A 21,933-nucleotide genomic window follows, 5' to 3' on the forward strand; every position below is an offset into this window, starting at 1 on the left:
CCTTATGCAGCGTCGGACGCCTTCGAGCCGCAGCGAAACGGGCAGGAACCCTTCACGGGCTCAACGCCGTTCAGCGCCAGCGCACCATACACGAAGCCCCAGCCGGCCAAAAAGAACTGCAGGCACGTCAGGGCAACGGAGCCGCCTTCGCCCGCGAAGTTCATCATGTTGAAAAAGGAAACCACCCAGATCACCGCGGCGAGAACGAGCGTTGCGATCCAATTGCCCGCACGCTTTCGCTCGATCTCCAACGCGATGAACATAACGTAGAACGCAAGGAAGATGCCCACAAATGAAAACGCGAGAGAAAACACCTTGATGTCGTACGGGAAAAACAGCTCCCAGAAACCGGCTACAAACATGAGGATGCCCAACGCGGGCTCTACCCAGCCCAGCACCCACGTAGAGGTAGATACGAACGAGGAGACGAATGTTGCGGCGCCTAAAAAGATACCGATCCACGGCAGCATCTGGAGCAAGCCGGCAAGGCCGTTGCGGGGCGTGATCATGAACATGCCCACACCGCCCTCGACGGGCGTAACGTACATATAGACCGCGAACAGGAAGCAGAATGCGGCCATAAGCACCAAGTTCCACTTAACCCCGCGGAGCGTCTTTACCAATTCCTCAACCATCTCGACCCCTTCATCGCGAAAGACGGCATAGCGGCTCACGCCGCACGACACTAAAACCGCATAAGTATACACTGTCGTACACTGTCGCGGTAAATCGCAAAGCGGCGCGGCGCGAGCCTTCGCATCGCAGTGCGCCGTCGCATGACCCCATCTTCGCTCTCCCCCATACAGGGACAACCACATCGGATAACAATCGCGATGAACGGATCTCGGGGCGTTATCTACCGAACCGAGCGCCCTTACGGACGCGGCCGCTTGCGAACGTCGAACCCTTGCGCGCATCACGGCGCAGCCGTTCGATGACGTCGTCTTCGCTCTCGCCCTCGACAAGGGCACGGATGTGCACGACGGCATCGCGCAAACGCGCCGCCTCCTCGAAATCCATGGCTTCGGATGCCGCGCGCATATCGGCTTCCATCTGCTCGATCACGCGATGCAACTCCTCGGGGGGCAGATCCGCGAGCTCCTCGGCCCAGCGCTGACCGTTTGAGGCAGACGTGGCGGGAGCGGTATCGGCGGCACCCTCCCCGGCAGGCGTAAAGAACTCGCCATGTCCAAGCGAGTCCCCGCGGCTGCGATCGCGCTTCCCTACCGATTCGGTCGCCTCCGAGATGAAGCTCGAGATGTCGTTTATCGCCTTGTGGACCGTACGAGGCCGAATGCCGTGGACCTCGTTGTACTCCGTCTGAATCGCACGTCGTCGCGACGTCTCATCGATCGCCTCGCGCATCGAATCGGTAATGGTATCGGCATACATGATGACTTCGCCGTCGGCATTGCGCGCAGCGCGGCCAATCGTCTGGATCAGCGAGCGGCGGTTGCGCAAAAAGCCCTCTTTGTCGGCATCCAAAATGGCAACCAACGAGACCTCGGGCAGATCCAAGCCCTCGCGCAGCAGGTTGATGCCTACCAGCACATCGATCTTTCCTTCGCGAAGACTGCGCAGGATCTCGACGCGGTCCAGCGTCGCCGTATCGGAATGCATGTAGTTCACCTTGATGCCGGCGTCCAGCAGATGATCGGTCAGATCTTCCGCCATGCGCTTGGTCAGCGTCGTCACCAGCACGCGCTCATGACGGGCTGTGCGCTCGCGAATCTCGTCGAGCAGGTCGTCAATCTGCCCGCGCACCGGTCGCACGTCGATCTTGGGATCGAGCAGGCCGGTCGGGCGGATGATCTGCTCGACGTTGTTCTGGCTCACGCGCAGCTCGTAGTCGCCCGGCGTAGCGGAAACGTAGATGAACTGCGGAATGCGCGCCTCGAACTCATCGTAGCGAAGCGGGCGGTTGTCCAGGGCGCTCGGAAGGCGGAAACCATGCTCGACCAGCGTCACCTTGCGCGAACGGTCGCCTTCGTGCATGCCGCGAATCTGCGGCACGGTCACATGGCTCTCGTCGATGATGCAAAGCATGTCTTTGGGGAAGTAGTCGATCAGCGTGAACGGCGGCTCACCGGGCTTGCGCCCATCGAGGTGGCGCGAGTAGTTCTCGATGCCGGTGGTAAAGCCCATGGTCTCGAGCATCTCGAGGTCGTAATCGGTCCGCTGTTGCAGTCGCTGCGCCTCCAACAGCTTATCCGATGCCTTGAGCTCGGCCACACGTGCCTCGAGTTCCTCCTCGATGCTCTTGAGCGCCGCTGTCACCTTGGGTTTCTCCGTAACGTAATGGGACGCGGGCCAGACCGGAATCGCATCGTATTCGCGCAACACCTCGCCCGTGACCTCATCGATCTCGGCGATGACCTCGACTTCGTCGCCGAAGAACTCGAATCGCAGGGGATGCTCGGCATACGGAGGGTAAACGTCGACAACATCCCCGCGCACACGAAAGCATCCACGCGACAGATCGTAGTCGTTGCGATCGTATTGGATGTCGATCAGCGCATGGATGAATTCGTCGCGCTCCAGCGGAACCTTTTTATCGATATTGGGCGCCAGGCCTGCGTAGTCCTCGGGGCTGCCGATGCCGTAGATGCAAGAGACTGAAGCGACAACGATAACGTCTCGACGGGACAGCAGCGAAGCGGTCGCCTGATGACGCAGCATCTCGACCTCCTCGTTGATGGAGGAGTCTTTCTCGATATAGGTATCCGATTGTGGAACATAGGCTTCGGGCTGGTAGTAATCGTAATAGGAGACGAAATACACAACGGAGTTGTTGGGGAAGAACTCCTTGAGCTCGCTCGCAAGCTGCGCGGCAAGCGTTTTATTGGGCGCCATGACCAGGGTCGGCTTCCCCAGCGCCTCGATGGTCTTTGCCATGGTAAACGTCTTGCCGGACCCCGTAACGCCCAGCAGCACCTGGTAGCGGTCGCCATCGCGCACCCCCTGAACCAACGATGCGATAGCCTGGGGCTGATCGCCCGACGGCTCGAACGGGGAAACCACCTTGAAGGGCGCGGGCTCGCCCTGCACGCCGAAGCGACGCAGCTCGCCGCCTACGCGTTCAACCTCGAAACTCTCCATGCCGCACACCCCTCACCACAGCGCGCGGAGCATCGAGCGGGCCGCCACGCGATAGCCGTCTCATACAATCATCGTACACATGTTCTAATGGATTGCAAGGCAAAACCGATGCGGAGATATGGAGGGCGCCCTCGGACCGGGCCCTAAAGGGTTGCACATCTCCGGCTGGTACCCTCTTACAGAAACGCCTCCGGATAGATCTGCTGATAGCGATCGTGCGCGTTGTTCACGCGAATCAGATATGCCTGGGTCTCCGGGAACGTGATGGCGTTATGCAGGACCGTATCCTCCTGCGCCCAATCGTTCACGTTACCCATGCCCGCGTTATAAGCGGCGATGGCGCGGTCGGTAGCCCCGTTGAAATATCGGATGAGATACGACAAGTAGGCACAGCCGAATTCGATGTTGGTTGCAGGGTCCTCGAGGTTGTCAGCCGAATACCTCGAGCCGTCCACGATGCCCTTCACCACCATATCGCGGGCGGTTTCGGGCATGAGCTGCATGAGGCCCCTCGCACCCTGGCTCGAACGCGCCTGGGGATCCCAGCCGGACTCCGTCTCGATGACGGCGGCGACAAGATAGGGATCGACTGCGTGATCGGCGGCGGAGGCAACGATATGGTCCTCGTAGCGCAACGGATAGATAGCGGTGAACAGCAGCGCGGGCGCATAGGAGTACACGGCAGAGATCGTGCCCATAAAGGCGACGGCCAGCAAGGGGACAAGACGAAACCATGTGAAGAAGCGCGTCCCGGAACTAGACATGGCGTCCCTCCATCCGCGCGGATCGGGAGGAAACCGGCAACGATACACCCAGTTCCTCCACCAAACGGTTGAGGGAATCGAAAAGCGAGTCGTCGGCCGAGGAGTTGTCGATGACACGGGATGCGAGCGACGCCAACCGTTCGTCGGAAGGCTGGCACTCGGCACGCCTATCGAAATCGGACGGCACCATACCTCGATCGATCGCGCGCACGCGGCGCACCTCGACCGGCGCTGTAATAGCGACCACCTCGTCTGCCAACGCGAATGCATCCGTAAAGCCCTCGGGGGCAGATACCTCCACAACGGCCAGGTCGTGCTCGGGAACCATCACCGAACAGCAATTCGCGGGGAGCAGGCGCAGACCGAGCTGCTCGAGCACCACGGGGTGGACGATAGCGTTCAGCCGCTGCGCGTCTTCGGGCGACGCGAACGCGCGGGCGGCAAGGGCGGATCGATCGATTCCGCCGCATGCGTCGAGCACGCCCCAGCCAAACTCCTGGGCGATCTCGTCCACGACGGCGGAACCCGGTTGGTAGAGATCCTTGGCAAGCTGGTCGAGATCGATGCGCAGGGCGCCCCGTCGCTCGAGGTAGCGAGCGGCAGTCGACTTGCCCGAAGCGATGTTTCCTATGAGAAATAGCGTAATCATAGCTACCTATCTTACGCATCGGACAAGACGTCGGCGCGATGGGCACGCGTATCCGTTCGAACTCCACGGGTGCACGAAGAAATGACAACAGTAGGACCAGTCGCAGGGGCACCGCAATGATACGAACACGTGTTTGCATCTGTGCTACACTGGATACGTATCCACAACTACGCAGTCGGCGGAGAGGAGATGTGGGCATGGAAGACAGATGCAGCGGCAGGAGCTCGCGGGCGCGAGACATCATCGATCGGATCGTAAGCGACGAGCGCTTCCGCGCCAGCTCCCATTTCTCGACGACGGTCTATCGGGACGAGCCGCTCCTCACCACCGGCAGGCAGATGGCGGGATACCTCCCCGACGAATACGCCCCTATGAAGGCCGTATCGCGCTGGGAGGAACAGCCGGGCGGCGCGCGCGGTAGATGGCTCAGCGAAGCAGAGCTCTTTTACCGCCAGGGCCTCGCCCTCGCAGACGTCGAGGACGACTGTCCGTATCGTGGAACCTACAAATCAACCTATCCCACCTACAGCACCATGAGCGACCGCCAGCTGCGCGGCTACGTCAGCTGGCGGTCGCGCGTACGAAAAGGCGATATCGAGGCCACGTTACCAGCCTTTGCCATAACCTACCTGCAAGAACTGATCTGCGGGATCGGCACCTCGGGCCCGCTCGATGGATTCGAGCGCCTCTCGTCGTTTGCGAGCGCGTATCGCGGGGTCTCTCCCGAAGTCGACAGGCGGGCGCCGGTATGGTTGCAAGACTATGCGATCTACCACGGCCTCGCTCCGCAGCTGCTCCCCTGCAGCGCCGAGCTACAGCGCGAAGAACACATCCTGCGATTCACCGAAACCCTGGAAAGGGTTCGCGAGGCCACGGGGCTCTCCTCTAAGGAGAAGCCCCGGCGGACACGCGGAGGACTAGCGGGCATAGGCGACGCAGACGCGGTCACGCTGTATGAGTCGGCACGCTCCCTCGCAAACACGGGCAGCACCCCGAACCATGAAGATGCGGGCGCGCGCGAAGACCTCTGCCATGTAGTGTGCGCCGTGCTCGCACGCCTCGATGAGCACTACCGACGCACCAGGAAAACAAGGCTCGCCGCTTCGTTATTCGGAGAAGCGGTGGAGCTGCCGTACACCATGTTCGCCTCGGCCGTGTTCTTCGATCCGAAGCCGCACCCCGATGCCGAGGTCGCCCTCAGCGCACTGCATCGCTATCGATGCCGCAACGGGCTGTGGACCTGCACTCACATCCATGGCGCCCAAGCGGGGACCATGCGTCTTGCGGATCTGCTGCGCGATATCGAATCCACCACGCGAGCGCGCTGGGAAGGCGCAGACGCCCCCGATACGACTCTACCGAAATACCTCGTCAAGTTCGTGGTGAGCGAGGCCGACGCCCGCGCCGCATGGCGGTCGGAACACGCGCCCGTCCGGGTGCGCATCGATACATCGAAGCTCGCCGGCATACGAACGGCGGCCGCGTGCACCCGCGAAGCCCTTTTAATCGACGACGAACGCCTGGAGGAGGGCACCGAAGGGTCCGCTATCCTGGCAAGCGCCATCGAGGCGTCGCGCACCTCGGCGCACACGGCCGCTGGCGCTATCGAGACGTCGCGCACCTCCGCGCACACGGCCGCAAGCACCGAAGAGACCGCGCCGTGCGGGAACCGCCATATGGACACAGAGCGAGCGCAGCCACGGCTCGCGTCGGAAAGCGAGGCGGGCCCGTTGTCAGCGGAGCAGAGCGCCTACCTTGTCGCGCTGCTCGACGGAGGCGCGCGCATCGAGCTCTCGCAATCCGAAGACCTCGTTGTCGACCAAATCAACGAGGCGCTCTTCGACCTCGTGGGCGATACCGTTTTGGAATTCGGGCCGCAGGGCGTCTGCATCATCGAAGATTATCGTCCCGATTTGGAAGGATTCGTGCATCATGACTAGTTCGCGTCCCATCGACCTCGAGGGCGCCCCTCGCATCCCCAAGCGCATCGCGGCAGTGATCCTGAACTCGCTCAAAGGCGGCGTCGTGCCCCGCATCGGTCTGCCCTACATCACCGTGGGGCGTGAAAACGAGATTCGAGCCCTGCTTACCGACCTCGACCTCATCGAGCACGGCGGCGCCTCGTTCCGATTCCTGGTTGGACGCTACGGCGCGGGCAAGAGCTTTCTTCTTCAGACGATCCGCACCCATGCCATGGGCGAGAACTTCGTGGTAGCCGATGCAGACCTCTCCCCCGAGCGCCGCCTGCAGGGAGGTCAGGGGCAGGGTCTGGCAACGTACCGAGAGCTCATTCGCAACCTATCCACCAAGACGCGCCCCGAGGGCGGCGCCCTCATGCTCGTCCTCGATCGATGGGTGGCCGCGATGCAGGACGGCGCGCCCGACGATGGCGCAAGCAGAAGCGATGCCGCTGCCCGGGCATTCTGTCGCCCCTTGGAAGAGATGGTCCATGGATACGACTTCTCGCAGATGCTGCTCCGCTATTACCATGCCACGTGCGAGGGCGACGACGAGATGCGCGGAGCGGTCGCCCGATGGCTGCGCGGCGAGTTTCGAACCAAGACGGAAGCGCGCGCGGAGCTTCAGACGAGCGTGATCATAGGCGATGACGACTGGTACGACTACATCAAGCTCCTGGCCGCGTTCCTGCAGGGCGCCGGATATAAAGGCCTGCTCGTGCTCATCGACGAGCTCGTGAACCTCTACAAGATCCCCAATGCCATCACGCGGCAATATAACTACGAGAAGATCCTCCAGATGTATAACGACACGCTGCAGGGCAAGGCCGCGCATCTTGGCATCATTCTCGGAGGAACGCCCACATCGGTCGAAGACCGTCGACGCGGCGTCTTCAGCTACGAGGCGCTTCGAAGCAGGCTTGCCCAGGGTCGCTATGCACGCGATGACATGCAGGATATGCTCGCCCCCATCATCCACCTGCACCCGCTAACCTATGAGGAGCTGCTCGTCCTTATCGAAAAGCTCGCGCAGATTCATGCAGGATACTTCGCATACACGCCCACGATCACCGAGCAGGACCTGATCAACTTCCTCACCGCGGAGTTCGAGCGCGTGGGCGCCGATACGCACCTCACGCCACGCGAGGTCATCCGCGACTTCATCGAGCTGCTCGACATCGCATTCCAGAATCCGCAGGCGTCGATCGACGAGCTTCTCAATAAGACAGCGATCGGGGGCGGGGCCGCGGCCCCCCTCCACCAAGCGAACAGCCTGCCCGCGCGCAGCGAAGCCGAGTTCGTCGAGTTCACGCTGTAACAGCGCGATGACCCCTCGGCTCCGCCGCGGCCGGACCTCTTCGCGCTATGCACCGGGATGGGCCGCGTCGTCACTCGGCGTCGCGGCCTCGACCGTCTCGGCAACGGCATCGGCCGCCGCGCGCTTGCCGTACGCATCGCGCTCCAGCTCGTCGAGCAGCCCGCAATGCGCGTTCTCGGGCGCGGTCTTGATGGGCGCCTTCTTGGCGTAGAGTTTGACAGCGCCCGCTGTCTTGTTGATGGGCTGCAGCGTGCCGGGACCCGCGATGCAGCCGCCCGGACACGCCATGCCCTCGAGCAGGTAGCCGTCGAACTTGCCCTTTGTTGCCATCTTCATCATCTTGCGGCACTCATCGAGCCCTTCGGCATTGGTGACGTGCACGTCCATATCGGGATGGTCGCGATGAATGGCATTGACCACGGCGTTAGCGACCCCGCCCGCCACCGCGAACGAGCGACCGTCGGCGCTCGCCACGTCGAAATCGGTCGAACCCTCACCCGTCAGCTTCGCATAGTCGATGTCCCTGGCCTCCATCATGCCGGCCATCTCCTCGAACGTGAGGACGAAATCGACCTCGCTCTTCACGCTCTTACGCTGCGCCTCGAGCTTCTTGGCAGAGCACGGCCCCACGAACACGATCTTGGCGTCGGGGTGCTGCTTGCGAATCAAGCGCGCGGTCAGCGTCATGGGCGTAAGGGCCATAGAAACGCAATGCGCATGCTCGGGAAACTCCATCTTTGCCATAACCGACCACGCGGGACAGCACGAGGTTCCCATAAACGGCTGCTTGTCGGGCACTTCCTCGAGAAAGTCCTCGGCCTCCTGCACCGCGCAGAGGTCGGCGCCGAGCGCGACCTCCTCCATGCCGGAAAAGCCGAGCTCCTTGAAGGCTTCGCGCAGCTTGTCCACGTTGCCCTTACCGCCGAACTGGCCCACGAACGCCGGGGCGACCTCGGCGATGACCTCGTCGCCCTCCTGGATGGCATTGATCACCTGGAATATCTGGCTCTTATCGGCGATGGCCCCGAACGGACAGTTGACGAGGCACTGCCCGCACGACACGCACCGGCTGTAGTCGATCTGCGCGCGACCGGCTTCATCGGAGCTGATGGCGTTCATACCGCAGGCCGCCGCACAGGGGCGCACGCGATGCTGGATCGCGCCGTACGGGCACACGCTCGCACAGCGCCCGCATTTGATGCACTTCTCCTGGTCGATATAGGCCTTCTTATCCTTGAAGGTGATAGCCCCCTTGGGGCAGATCTCGCGACAAGGGTGGGCCAGGCACCCCTGGCACGCGTCGCTCACCTTGTAGGCGTCCTCCTCGCAGGCGTTGCAGGCGAATTTGATAACGTTGATAAGCGGCGGCTCGTAATAGCGCTCGGGCTTAGCGGCCTCGGCAACGCCCTCCGACAGCCTGGCGGGCTTATCCACGCCCTGCATAGGCAGGCCCATGGCAAGGCGGATGCGCTCGCCCACGATCGCGCGCTCAAGAAAGACGCTTTCACGATACGTTGCCACATCACCGGGAATGATCTTGTAGGGAAGCTCATCGACCCAGCCGAAATCACCTGATTGGCTCTCGTATGCCAGGCGCGCAACCTCGCGAAAAACGGTGCGACGAATCTGAGCGAGACCGGTGTAGACCCCGCGCATCGAATTGCCCATAGCGAAAATCCCCTCTCATGAGCGCGATTGTTCACAACATTTTATCGCCCGGGCATGGCATTCGCCGTGAGACTTGCCCGCTCGTGTGCTAATATAGAACGCGTGTTCGTATTGGAGCGTGGGGAGGGTCCATGAGCGCATTCGATCGGTACGCGCCGTTCATCCAGGACTTCATCTACAACAACAGCTGGGAGAGCCTGCGTTCCATCCAGGTTGCCGCCGCGGAGGCCATCTTCGACACCGACGAGAACGTCTTGCTTACCGCAAGCACCGCGTCGGGAAAAACCGAGGCCGCGTTCTTCCCCATCCTCTCTGAATTCTGGGAGAATCCGCCTGCGTCCGTCGGCGCCATCTACATCGGACCGCTCAAGGCCCTCATCAACGACCAATTCCAACGGCTGCAACCGCTGTGCGAGGAAGCCGGCATTCCCGTATGGCACTGGCATGGGGACGTATCCTCGTCGCACAAGGCGAAGATGCTCAAGCATCCAGGCGGCATCCTGCAGATCACGCCCGAATCGCTCGAAGCGCTTCTGCTCCACAAACACGCCCTGGTACCGCGTCTCTTTTGCGACCTTCGCTATGTAGTGATAGACGAGGTCCACTCGCTCTTGCGTGGCGACCGTGGCGGGCAGGCGCTCTGCCTCATCGAGCGACTGTCACGCATGGCGCAAGTCAACCCCCGACGCATCGGCCTGTCGGCCACCATCGGCGACCCCGCGCGCGCCGGCGCCTTCCTTGCAAGCGGCACGGGCCGCGCCTGCATCATCCCACGCTTCGAGGAACCCCGCAAAATCTGGCGCCTGTCGATGGAGCACTTCTACAACAGCGGACCGCAGGCATCAGAACGCGGACTGAACTCGCAGGGCAGCGTCCAACTCGCAGACGTGCTATCCGTAGAGTGCGTGGACGCATGCGACGACCGGTCGCTTCCAGGGTCGACGCACGACGCGAACGCAAGCCAGGACCAGACCGAGGACGTCACCGTTTTGAACGCCGAGGAGCACGCCCTGCTCGCCCCCACCGACGTCGCGCCGCAACAGGCCGATCCGGGCATCGGCTACATCTTCGAGCGCACGCGCGGGCGCAAATGCCTCGTATTCGTCAACTCGCGCGAGGAAGCGGAGGCCGTGTGCTCGGTGGTGCGCAGCTATTGCGAGGCGCGGCACGAACCCGACCGATTCCTCATCCATCACGGCAACCTCTCTGCAAGCTACCGCGAGGCCGCCGAGGACATCATGCGCGACGACGAGCGGATGCAGACCACCGTTACCACGGCAACGCTGGAACTCGGCATCGATATCGGTCGGCTCGAGCGGGCCTTCCAAATAGATGCGCCGTTTACCGTCTCGTCATTTCTGCAACGCATGGGCAGGACGGGCCGGCGCGACGATCCACCCGAGATGCATTTCGTCATGCGCGAGGAGCAGCCCGAGCCGCGTGCCATGATGCCCGAAACGGTACCTTGGAAACTGCTGCAGGGAATCGCACTGGTCCAGCTTTACCGCGAGGAAAAATGGGTCGAACCGCCCGCGTTGGATCGGCTGCCCTACAGCCTGCTCTACCATCAGGTCATGTCCACGCTCGCCTCATGCGGCGAACTGTCGCCCGCCGAGCTTGCACAGCGCGTTCTCACCCTGAGCTATTTCCATCGTGTCTCCGCCGAAGACTTGCGCGAACTCCTGTACCACCTCATTGAGACCGACCACATCGAGCAGACCGAGACCGGCGGTCTTATCGTGGGAATCGCGGGCGAACGCGTCGCCAACTCCTATAAGTTTTACGCCGTCTTCCAGGAGAACGAAGAGTTTACCGTGCGCTGCGAATCAGCGGAGCTGGGCACCATAGTGAACCCGCCGCCGGCCGGCGAGCGCATCGCCATCGCCGGGCATTGCTGGCTGGTGGAAGAGGTGGACTGGAAGAGGCATCTCGTATTCTGCTCGCAGGTGAAAGGGCGCGTTCCCGCCTATTTCGGCGACTGCGCCGGCGACATACACACCCGCGTGCTAGAACGCATGAAACAAGCACTCGAGGAACACCAAGCGTACCCGTATCTGCTGGGCAATGCGCGAGCGCGTCTCGCCCAGGCGCGACGGGTGGCGGAAAATGCTGGGATAACGGGAAGGCTCGGCCGCCCGCTCATCAATCTAGGAGGAAGTACCTGGGCGCTCTTTCCCTGGTTGGGCAGCTACGCGTTTCTGGCGCTGGAACGGCTCTTAAAAATCAAATGCGCGAAGGAGCTCGGTCTAAAAAAGCTTGACCCCTCGCGGCCGTACTTCATGATGCTCACCATGAGCGCTGACGAGCAAACGTTCTATGAAGTCGTTGCGTCCGAGGCCGAGGCGGACTTCGATCCCATCGAACTCGTCTACGACAGCGAGGTCCCGTACTTTGACAAATACGACGAAATGCTTCCCGCGCACCTCGTACGAAAGGGATTCGCCGAGGGCGTGCTCGATATCGAGGGCATGCGGCGGCGCGTGCTGGGATGGCGCAAAACATGAGCCCCGGGCCATCGCCCGCCGGAGCGACCACGGTCAGATGAGAGCGCCGGCGACACGGTTCGATAGGCGCCCGGGAGCACCTCGGATCGAGCGGGCGCACGCTCGTCGATGCCGATTCGCTAGCACACGTCGGCGTCGAAGAGCGGCGTTCCGAGAAGTTCATGGGTGATGGGCATTTCCCCTGCAAAAGCGTAATCGCCATCGGTCGCGATGAGCAGGTAGTTGTCTTCGGCGCCAAACGCCTCGTCCGCGCATGGAACCACGTGCACGTGCTGGAAAACGGCTGCAGCCGATGCCATGGCATCGCGCAGGAATTCGATGCTCTCGCCACCGTCACCGGTCACCAAGTTGGCCGCATACAGGCCCCCGGGGACAAGGCACCCCTTCGCCTGGCCGAGCGCTTCGACCGTTGCGAGCGAGCGGACGGGCTCGGCACCGGCGAAGCAATCGTTCGCGACCACGTCGTACCGAACGCCCGCCGCAGCCGCATCCGCCATGTACGAGCGCGCATCCGCATCGATGAGGCGCAGGCGGTCGCCCGCCAGGCCTTCGAGCTCATCGAGATAGAAGTGCCGGCGGGCAAGCGCGGTCACCGCTGCATCGAGCTCCACGACGTCCATCGCCAGGTCGAGGCGCGTCGTAAGCGCATGCTTGGGATAGGAGTACCCACCGCCGCCAAGCATCAGGACGCGCTCGACCCCGCGCCCCGTCTGGGCACGCAGGACGCCCTCCGCCTCGAACATCGCATCGAAGGCGCGGATGTACTCGAACACGGGCTCGAATCGGCGCTTACCCAGGTACGTGGCGCTTTGGTACACGCCGCCCTGCTGGAGCACGCGAACGCGCTCCCCATGGGCGCCGCGCAGCGTCTTCACCCGCGCCCGCCCGGCATGGGTGCGCGCGATCCAGAAGCAGGCGGAACCCACCGCGACGGCGGTCGCGACAGCGCGGGCGGCCGCACGCACGGAGAAGCACATGCCGTCCTTGCCATGCTCCTTCATCACAGCCCCCTTTGCTGATACAGGCCATGGTCGGCAAAGCCCAGGCCGCGGTAATACTCGCGCGTACCCACCGCGCTGATGACGTTGATGCGGTCGTATCCCTCCGCGGCGGCGATCTCGCACGCCCGCTCCACGAGCCGCCGACCAAGACCAGCGTGCTGGGCGGCATCGCCCGCCTCACCCAAGCGCGCTACGGCGCCGTACACGTGCACCTCGCGGATCATGGCCTCGCCGGGACGAACGGGCAACTCGTCCGCATGCTTTCGCACATACTCCGGGTTCGGCAGCGATAACCGCAGGAAGCCCGCGATGCGGTCGCTCGGATCGACCCACTGCAGGAAGCGCTCGCAGGTGTTCGTTGTCGCGTAGGGCACGACCTCGAGACGCAGCTCATCGAGGCGAACCGAGCCGGTGCCGACCTCGCGGTAGCGAATCTCGCGAACCGATCCGCCGCGCGGCAACCGCTGCTCCACCAGCTGCCGCAGGTTCGGCTTCTTGTTGCCCGCCTTGATATCGTTGGACGAGAAGTCGCGAATCATACGCGAGATGCGGCAGAAGGCAGGCGTGGCCAACACGTCGCTCGCAAGGACGTCCATGAGCTCGCCTTCGGTATACGGCACCCACTCGCCCGCATCGTGGCGACGGCACAGGCGCGCACCCTCGATGAGCGCACACGGATAGAGCTTGATCTCGTCCGGCTGGAAGGCGGGTTCACGCATCAAGCGCTCGTAGTCGCGCTTGTCGCCCTCGGGCGTGGCGCCCAGAAGGTTGACCATCGCGTGCGCATGGATCTTGAAGCCGAATACGCGCAGCAGCTCGAACGCATGCGCGATGCGCTCGACGCGGATGCCCCGATCGTTGGCATCGAGAACATGCTGGTCCAGGCTCTGGATACCCATCTGCACCTTCGTGCATCCCAGGCGGCGAATCAACTCGAGGGAGCGCGGCGTCACGGCATCGGGGCGGGTCTCGATGACCAACCCGACGACGCGATGGCAAGCGGTCTCGTTGGCGCGCTGCTGCTCCTCGAGCTCCCCGAGCGTCGCCCGCTGCATATCGGCCGCTGCCCGCCACGCATCGCTGGCGCCATAGAGAGCGCGAAACGCCGCGTTGTACCCCATCGCACCCGCGTCGATCGAAGCTTGGGCGGCCGTCGCCTTAACCGCAAACGCATCCTGGTCCTGCGGGAATCCGTGCTCGCGATAGAACGCGCGGCGCGCGGCGACCCGCGGGGGCAGGTCGGCGTCGCGTCGAAGATCGGAGCACGCGGCATCCGCCGCCGAAGCCGGTCCGCAACATGTCGCCGCTTCGCGGGAAGGTGCAACGGCGCCGGCGCGAGATGAAGGCGGCACATCGACAACGCCCGCATCCCACCCCGCCAGCATGGGGTTCGCCGCCGTGCCTGCGATAGCCGAATCGTTGAGCGCGCGAAAGAGCTCGGTGATAAACCAGACCTGATAGCCGCGCGGGTAGTCGCTCCACGTGCCCCCCAGCACGATGAGCTCGATCTTATCGATGGCGTGCCCCATCTGCGAAAGCGCCGTAAGCCGGGCGGACACCTGGAGATAGGGGTCGAACCAATTCTGCTCGGCGCGCTCGCAGGCGGGCTCCCCGTGCAGGTAGCTCTTGGGCATGCGAATGTCGTTGGGGCAGTAGAGGCAGTCTCTCGAGCACGGCCACGGTTTGGTTATGACGGTGATGGTCGCCACACCCGACGCGGTGCGCCTCGGCTTCATGCGAAGCGCCGAGAGCAGCCCGTCCTCGAGCTCGGGAGTTACGTTCCACGACGCCCAGCGCACGGTCTCCTCGCGCTTGACCCGCTGGTAGAACGGCAGCAAGCGCCGCTTGGCGAACGCCCGCTTATCACCGCCGGCCTCGCGCGCCCGCGCATTGATAAGCTTGACCAGGCGCCGATCGTCCACGATGCGACCCGCGCGCAGATCCTCGAGTATGTTCAAGATAATCTGTTCCATAGCTCGAGATTGTACCCCAGCCACAGCGCGCCCCCTCTCGAACGATGCGAGGCGCCCTCGCGGTGCCTCCCGCGGTCCAGGCAACGCGGAGCGAAGCGCCGAGCCTCCGGCCATCGCGATCGACCTCCCGTTCTATTCCCGCGGTCTGCCGCCGAGGAACGAACCGACCCCGCACGCGGCCGCGCAATGACCCCAAGCGCACTTCCCCATCCGGCAAAACACCGGCAAACACCTGTCCATCGTCCGCCGGACGGCCCCAAAGACACGCGCTCAAAAGCCCTCCCCCTCGAAGTGAGTGGAAAATCCAAAGAGGGCCGAGTATCCCGCTACAATTGGCAACAAAACCCCAGTTGGCAGAATCCGATGCACCGGGTCTACTTGCCTGCATCAGAAAAACCCACTCACTTCGAGGGGGAGGGCGGGAAAAGACCGCCAAATCGGTCCGATCGACGCAGCAAGCCATCGAAGAGCATGGAGGGAGTCCATGAAAAGCCACGTCGCACGCGAGCTCATCGCGCTCAACACCGCCTTCTACGCCAAGCACGCCGACTCGTTCTCGGCCACGCGCACCGCGCCGTGGGAAGGCTGGCGTCGCACCATCGATATCGCCCGGCAACTTGGCGCACTCGAAGGGCGCGAGCCCCGCATCCTCGATCTTGCGTGTGGAAACCTGCGCTTCGAGCGCTTTCTCGCCGGAGAGCTGGAGCCGACGGCCGCGCATGTCGACGCCATCGACAACTGCCCTGCGCTCGCAGCCGATGCCGGCCTCCCGGGGCTCGTCTTTCACGACGTCGACATCCTGGACGACCTCATGGCCTATCGAGATGATCGCGAGCTTGGACCCAAAGTAGGCAGCACGCCGCCGTGCGCGCAGCCCCGCCTCTGCGTCGACACCGCCCCCGGCGACCTTTCCGTCTGCTTCGGGTTCATGCACCACGTCCCCGGGGCAGACCTGCGCGCAGCGGTGCTTGACGAGTTGCTCGCACGGACCCGTCCGGGCGGCATCGTCGCCGTCTCGCTCTGGCAGTTCATGGATGACGACCGCCTTGCGCGAAAAGCGCGGGCAGCAGACGCCGCAGCCCAAATTCTGGAGCCCTGGCGCGACTTCGACGCCTCCGATCTCGAGCCCGGCGACCACTTCCTGGGATGGCAGGACCACGAGGGGCCGCTGCGCTACTGCCACCATTTCAGCGAGACGGAAGTCGATGAGCTCGCCGCCTATGCCGCGGACCGTGCGACGGAGGCTGCGCGCTTCTCGTCCGACGGATCGAGCCACCGGCTCAACCGATACCTCTTGCTGCAGCGCAGCATGCAGTAGCGTCAAAGCCCCCGGCACCGCAGCGTACGCGGCGGCCCCGAAAGGCGACCGCGCGCCATCCCCCGCCCATCGCGAACCCCGCACGACCTGCACAAGTCCAAGCCCGCAAGCCATTACAATAGAAAGTTCGGAAATCCATCGTTCATGCAGGGGGGAATCACGCGCATGGGCTCAACACGAGCAAGAACACCGAAGAACTTCGTTCTAGACGAGCGCCTCGAGCGCTATCGCGACGCCATCGAGTACGAGCCCGCGCGCTGGTCGGGGCGCTGGGCGCACATCGCCGCGCCCTCCATCGGCGCGGACGTTGCCGTACCCGCCTATCGCGAGGTGCGCCTCGACCTGGGCTGCGGCAAAGGCAGCTACCTGGTGGCCGCCGCGCAGGCCGAACCCGACGTCCTGTTCATCGGCATCGATATGCAGCCGGTATGCATCGCCTACGCCGCCCAGCGCGTCTGCGAGGCGGGCCTGGCGAACGCGCTTCTCGTCCCCGGTAACGGCGAGAAGCTCGCGCACATGTTCGCCCCCGGCGAGCTCGCCTCCATCACGCTCAACTTCCCCACGCCGCATCCGCGCAAGCGCGAGGCGGCCGAACGCCTCACCACCCTCGACAACCTGCTGGGTTACCGCCCGCTCCTCGCCGAGCGCGGCACCATCGTCTTGCGCACCGACAGCGAACCGCTCTTCGACTACTCGCTGCCGCAGTTCGAGGCCGCGGGCTTCACCGTGCGCTGGACCAGCCACGACGTGCGCGCCGACCACCCTGCCATCCCCATGAGCGAATACGAGGAGCGCCTGGTGGAAGAGGGCGCGACCGTCCACGGCATCTGCGGGGAGCTGGGATGCGCGCCGGCGGCCGAGCAACTCGAAGCCGGCCGCAAGCACATGCTCGACAGCCTCTACGACTACATCCCCGATGACCTCTACGAGGGCGCCTACATCCCCCACGGCATGAACTTCGCAATCCAGGCGTTCCGCAACCGCCGCCGCAACCAGGAGCTGCGGGCGCGTCATAGCGCCCCGACCTCCTCCGAGCCCAACGCAGAAGGGTGATCCCATGCCAGCAATAACCCCCGAATTCGACGCATCTGCCCACGGTTCGCTGGGTTCACTAGCCCCGAGCTGGTGGGAGCCAGCGGAAGGCGAGGAAGCCGAGCCCTGGCTCGACCTGGAAACCGCCTACCAGCGCTTCCTCGAGTGGGTCGAGGCGCGCGGCATCGAACCCTGGGCGCACCAGGAGGAGGCCCTGTTCGCGCTCGCCGCGGGCAGCAACGTGATCTTGGGAACGCCCACGGGCTCGGGCAAATCGCTCGTGGCCATCGGCATGATGTTCATGGCCATGGCAACCGGACAGCGCGGCTACTACACCGCCCCCATCAAGGCGCTCGTCTCCGAGAAGTTCTTCTACCTGGTCGATATCTTCGGTCGCGATAACGTGGGCATGATCACGGGCGACTCGCATATCAACACGGGCGCCCCCATCATCTGCTGCACCGCGGAGATCCTGGCCAACCAGGCGCTGCGCGAGGGCGAGGACACGGACATCGGCGTGGTGGCCATGGACGAGTTCCACTTCTTCTCCGACCCCGATCGCGGCTGGGCCTGGCAGGTTCCGCTGCTCACGCTGCCGCACACCCAATTCATGCTGATGAGTGCCACGCTGGGAGACACCTCGGCGATCGCCGCCGCCCTCGAGCGCCACACCGGCCGCGACGTCGAGGTCATCGCCGACGCCCCGCGCCCCATCCCGCTCTCCTACGAATACGTGAAAACCGGCTTGGAGGGCACGGTCGAGCTGGCGCTGCGCCAGGGAGACTCGCCCCTCTACATCGTGCACTTCTCCCAGGACGCAGCGTTGCAGAGCGCCCGCGCCCTGGCCAGCTACGGCGTGGCCAGCAAGGAGCAGCGCGAGGCCATCAAGGAGGCCATCAAGGGCGGCCGCTTCACCACGGCCTTTGGCAAGACGCTCAAGCACCTCATCTCGTGCGGCGTGGGCCTGCACCACGCCGGCCTGCTACCCCGCTACCGCCTGCTGGTCGAAAAGCTCGCCCAGCAGGGCCTGCTGCCCGTCATCTGCGGTACCGACACCCTCGGTGTTGGCATCAACGTGCCCATCCACACTGTGCTGCTCACCGGCCTCACCAAATTCGACGGCTACAAGCAGCGCCGCCTGCGCTCGCGCGAGTTCCACCAGATCGCGGGGCGCGCGGGACGATCGGGCTTCGACACGGAGGGCGTGGTCATCGCCGAGGCGCCCGAATACGAGATCGAGAACCACAAGGCCGAGCTCAAGGCCATGGGCGACCCCAAGAAGATGAAGAAGCTCAAGAAGAAGAAACCGCCCGAGGGCTTCGTGACCTGGAACGAGGGCACCTTCCAGCGCCTTATCGAGAGCACGCCCGAGACGCTCAAACCCCGCCTGCGCATCACCAACTCCATGATCTTGGCCGAGGTAGAGCAGGGCGGCGACGCCTGGCAGCGCGTGCTCGCGCTCATCGACGACTCTCTGCAGACACCCGAGGAGAAGACTGCGCTCAAGGCCCGCGCCGCCGAGATCTTCGCCACGCTCATCGACGCCGGCGTGGTGGTGCGCGAGGAGGTGGAAGACGAGGCGCCGGGCGAGGTCGACGCGACGGCGGGGAACCGAGAAACCGTCGATGCGGACGGCCCGGGCGATGCCGCAGCTGCCGCCGGCGCCGAAACCGACGCCGACTCCGCCGACGCCGAAACCACAGCCGCCGTCGCGGCCATCTCTGCCGCCACGGCCGCCGACGCTGCCGACGCCGAAACCGCAGCCGTCATCGCGGCCGATACCGGAGCCGAAAACGCCGCCTCCTTCCTCGACGGCGCCGCCTCCTACTACCTCACCGTCGACCTGCCCGAGGACTTCGCGCTCGACCAGCCGCTCTCGCCCTTCCTGCTGGCGGCCCTCGAGCTGCTCGACCCCGAGAGCGACACCTACGCGCTCGACGTCGTCTCCATGGTGGAGGCCACACTCGAAGACCCCAAGCAGGTGCTGCGCGCCCAGGAGCGCATGGCGCGCGACCGCGCCATGAACGCCATGAAGGCCGAGGGCATCGACTTCGAGGAGCGCGTGGAGAAGCTGCAGGACGTGACCTATCCCAAGCCGCTCGAGGAGCTGCTGGACACCGCCTTCGCCCAGTACCGCGCCGAGGTTCCCTGGGCCAACGACTACGAGCTCTCCCCGAAATCGGTCCTGCGTGACATGTTGGAGACCGGCTGCGACTTCAAGAGCTACATCGCTCAGTACAAGATCGCGCGCTGCGAGGGCATCCTGCTGCGCTACCTGGCCGAAGCGTACCGCTCGCTCGACCGCACCGTGCCGCACGAGCACCGAAACGAGCAGCTGAACGACATCGTCTCCTGGCTCGGCCTGGTGGTGCGCTCCGTCGACTCCAGCCTGGTGGACGAATGGGCCAACGCGGGCGCAACCGAAGACGTGGCCCCGCTCGCCATGGGCGACGCGGTGGTGGCCGACCGCCGCGGTATGACCCTGCTCGTTCGAAACGCCCTGTTCCAGCGCGTCCGCCTGGCGGCGCGCGGCAAGGCGGCCGAACTCGGCGCACTCGATGAGGATTGGGGGTTCGGCGAGATCCGTTGGAAGCGCGTACTCGATGCGTTCTACGACGAGCACGACGAGCTGCTCACCGACGGCGACGCGCGCTCCGCGGCCTTCCTCGCCATCGACGAGGCCGACGAGCTCTCCGAGCACGTGTGGCATGTGCACCAGATCTTCCACGATGCCGACGGCGATCATGATTTCGGCATCATGGCCGACGTTGATCTCGATGCCACGCAGGACGGCGACGGCATCGTATTCAAAAACTATCGCGTGGGCGCGATCGAGGAGCTCATGCAGTAAACACGCGAGCAGCACCCCGGACCGCCGTTCGAAGGGACGGCGGTCCGGTTTTTAGAACCGGGTCGCTGTTTACAGGCGACCGACCCTCGTGGAAGACCCAAACAAGCCCACCCGAACGCTCTCACCCCCGAAGTGAGTGGAAAAATCATGACAGGAAAGTATGCTTTACTATGGCGTAGTGCTTACCTGGTATTTTGATGGCAGATTTCATGCTCTAAAGCGGCGTTACTCGCTCGTCTAGATTTTTCCACTCACTTCGGGGGCAGAGCCCCGGCAGCCCGCCCTCACCCGTACAATCGACCCAATTCGCGAGACGCGCGCCCATCACCGCGCCGTATCCGCACCCGCAGCACGAGCACAACAAGAACGAACGGGCAGAATCGAGGCGCACGGAGCCCTACCAACCCGTGCAAGCGACGACAAGCGCACATGCAAACGTTAGCACGCCAAGAAATGCAACCCCGTAACCAGTCTCGCGCATAACGCTCAACCGCGCGAAAACAGGATGCTGCCTGCGAAGTCTGCGACGATCGAGCAGCAGGTAGGCGACGACCATCATAAAGGGGTCAATGAAGCAGATGGCGCGAAAAACCAGGTATGCCATTGGAAGCCCGACATCCCTTGGAAGAGGATGCACAATAGTATCGATACTCTGCCAGACCATGCCTGCAAAAAAGAACAGAACAACGGCGTTCCAAACGACTCCAACCCAATCGGGAACCACCGCAGAAGCCCGCACGGCTAACCCAGAGATACCATCTCGAAGGAGCTCGAGCGCATGGGACGCAACTCCCCGTACCCTGAACGGTACAGCAGCTGCCCGCAAGGCAGGGCCAGATATGCCATCTGAAACCCCATCGGTAACAGCGAAGACGCCGTCGGACGACTTCGGCGAAAGGGCACTCCCGCCTCTCGTGACAGCGCCCTCCGCTAACGCCGCAAACACACCCTCGACCGCTGCGCCAAGATCGGCCGCCGACTCATAGCGCTCTGCAGGGTCGAACGAACACGCGCGCTCGACGACGCGGGCAAGCTCCGGGTGGATACCAAGAGCACGGCACGCATTCGCATCGCACAAGTTGGGAGGCTGCTCGCCCGTCAAGCAGAAGAACAGGACCTTGCCCAGCGCGTACACGTCCGTTCGCTCGTCGGTCTGGCCGAATCCGAACTGCTCCGGCGGCGCATAGCAGCGCGTAAGAAAATGCGTGGTGTCGGACTCCGCATCCGGATGCCACGCGCGTGCGCAGCCAAAGTCGATAACCATGGCCTCACCGCCGCGCATAATGATGTTGGAGGGCTTGAGATCACGATGGATCAGCGGCATTTGCAGGCATGTATGGAGCATCTGCACCGAACGGCAGAGCGTCGTCATAACCTGCGCGGCTAAGAACAAACCCGCCCCCAATGAAGCGGCCAGCTGCTCGACGGTGCACCCGTCGACGTGCTCCATCACCACCACAAGAGACGAGGCGCCGCGCCTGCACTCCACGAGCCGCGGTACGCAGGGCAGCGATACGCCCTGTAGCTGCTGCGCCCATAGCTCCTCATATGCGCAGCCCGCACCAGAGGCGACATCGATGGTCTTTCGCACGTACAAGCCCGAAGCGCCCTCGCGCGGCGTGCCGCGCACGAGCTCAGTCGTCTCGAAGTCCGACTGTTTGAGCACGCGAGCGTCATGCCAATCGGTCGCCTCCGCCGCACGGGCGAGAAAGACGTCGAGTTCATGCTGGAACGAGGCGTCCGCCTGCTCCCTGCGAAAGTCTATGTCGTCACCGGTATGCTTCATGCCCTATATCAT

Annotated in this window: 14 protein-coding genes; 6 read left to right on the forward strand and 8 right to left on the reverse strand. The window is 63.8% G+C overall.

The window, feature by feature from the left end; translation table 11 throughout:
• Positions 1–2: 2 nt before the first annotated feature.
• From E4J93_RS07650 to coaE, 4 genes are all read right to left on the reverse strand, one after another.
• The gene (locus tag E4J93_RS07650) at positions 3–635 is read right to left on the reverse strand and encodes a hypothetical protein (RefSeq protein ID WP_147588874.1); all 633 of its coding nucleotides are present in this window, start codon (positions 633–635) and stop codon (positions 3–5) included.
• A 217-nt stretch (positions 636–852) separates the two neighbouring features.
• A complete protein-coding gene (uvrB, locus tag E4J93_RS07655) occupies positions 853–3,099 on the reverse strand; it encodes an excinuclease ABC subunit UvrB (RefSeq protein ID WP_147588875.1) in 2,247 nt (748 codons plus the stop codon).
• 176 nt (positions 3,100–3,275) lie between these two features.
• Complete coding sequence (locus E4J93_RS07660; RefSeq protein WP_147588876.1) at positions 3,276–3,863, reverse strand: lytic transglycosylase domain-containing protein; 588 nt, start codon at positions 3,861–3,863, stop codon at positions 3,276–3,278.
• Positions 3,856–4,512, reverse strand: a complete 657-nt coding sequence (coaE, locus tag E4J93_RS07665; protein ID WP_147588877.1) for a dephospho-CoA kinase — start codon at positions 4,510–4,512, stop codon at positions 3,856–3,858. Before coaE ends, E4J93_RS07660 begins: the two co-directional genes overlap by 8 nt.
• 197 nt (positions 4,513–4,709) lie before the next feature.
• Between coaE and E4J93_RS07670 the strand changes: the two genes are divergently transcribed.
• Positions 4,710–6,452 (forward strand): TerB N-terminal domain-containing protein, encoded by a 1,743-nt coding sequence (locus E4J93_RS07670; RefSeq protein WP_187231668.1) that lies wholly within the window; start codon positions 4,710–4,712, stop codon positions 6,450–6,452.
• A complete protein-coding gene (locus E4J93_RS07675) occupies positions 6,445–7,788 on the forward strand; it encodes an ATP-binding protein (protein WP_147588879.1) in 1,344 nt (447 codons plus the stop codon). The genes E4J93_RS07670 and E4J93_RS07675 overlap by 8 nt, the downstream gene beginning before the upstream one ends.
• A 45-nt stretch (positions 7,789–7,833) precedes the next feature.
• On the opposite strand, the gene E4J93_RS07680 is transcribed toward E4J93_RS07675, so the two are convergent.
• Complete coding sequence (locus tag E4J93_RS07680; protein WP_147588880.1) at positions 7,834–9,456, reverse strand: 4Fe-4S dicluster domain-containing protein; 1,623 nt, start codon at positions 9,454–9,456, stop codon at positions 7,834–7,836.
• A 131-nt stretch (positions 9,457–9,587) separates the two neighbouring features.
• On the opposite strand from E4J93_RS07680, the gene E4J93_RS07685 reads away from it, so the two are divergent.
• Positions 9,588–11,960 (forward strand): DEAD/DEAH box helicase, encoded by a 2,373-nt coding sequence (locus E4J93_RS07685; RefSeq protein WP_147588881.1) that lies wholly within the window; start codon positions 9,588–9,590, stop codon positions 11,958–11,960.
• Between the two features lie 119 nt (positions 11,961–12,079).
• On the opposite strand, the gene E4J93_RS07690 is transcribed toward E4J93_RS07685, so the two are convergent.
• A complete protein-coding gene (locus E4J93_RS07690) occupies positions 12,080–12,961 on the reverse strand; it encodes a spermidine synthase (RefSeq protein WP_147588882.1) in 882 nt (293 codons plus the stop codon).
• On the reverse strand, positions 12,961–14,934 hold the full coding sequence (locus E4J93_RS07695) for an elongator complex protein 3 (RefSeq protein WP_147588883.1): 1,974 nt from the start codon (positions 14,932–14,934) through the stop codon (positions 12,961–12,963). Before E4J93_RS07695 ends, E4J93_RS07690 begins: the two co-directional genes overlap by 1 nt.
• Positions 14,935–15,418: 484 nt before the next feature.
• Between E4J93_RS07695 and E4J93_RS07700 the strand changes: the two genes are divergently transcribed.
• The 3 genes from E4J93_RS07700 to E4J93_RS07710 all read left to right on the forward strand — a co-directional run bounded on the left by E4J93_RS07700 (position 15,419) and on the right by E4J93_RS07710 (position 20,135).
• Positions 15,419–16,252 carry a hypothetical protein gene (locus E4J93_RS07700; protein WP_147588884.1) on the forward strand — a complete coding sequence of 278 codons (834 nt, stop codon included), beginning with the start codon at positions 15,419–15,421 and terminating at the stop codon, positions 16,250–16,252.
• A 165-nt stretch (positions 16,253–16,417) separates the two neighbouring features.
• Positions 16,418–17,305, forward strand: coding sequence for a tRNA (guanosine(46)-N(7))-methyltransferase TrmB (locus tag E4J93_RS07705; protein ID WP_147588894.1), 888 nt, complete (start codon positions 16,418–16,420; stop codon positions 17,303–17,305).
• Positions 17,306–17,309: 4 nt separating this feature from the next.
• The gene (locus E4J93_RS07710; protein WP_147588885.1) at positions 17,310–20,135 is read left to right on the forward strand and encodes an RNA helicase; all 2,826 of its coding nucleotides are present in this window, start codon (positions 17,310–17,312) and stop codon (positions 20,133–20,135) included.
• 397 nt (positions 20,136–20,532) lie between these two features.
• On the opposite strand, the gene E4J93_RS07715 is transcribed toward E4J93_RS07710, so the two are convergent.
• Complete coding sequence (locus tag E4J93_RS07715) at positions 20,533–21,921, reverse strand: protein kinase (RefSeq protein ID WP_147588886.1); 1,389 nt, start codon at positions 21,919–21,921, stop codon at positions 20,533–20,535.
• Positions 21,922–21,933: the final 12 nt, after the last annotated feature.

It is taken from the genome of Collinsella sp. BA40 (genome assembly GCF_008014645.1).
Lineage (GTDB): Bacteria > Actinomycetota > Coriobacteriia > Coriobacteriales > Coriobacteriaceae > Collinsella.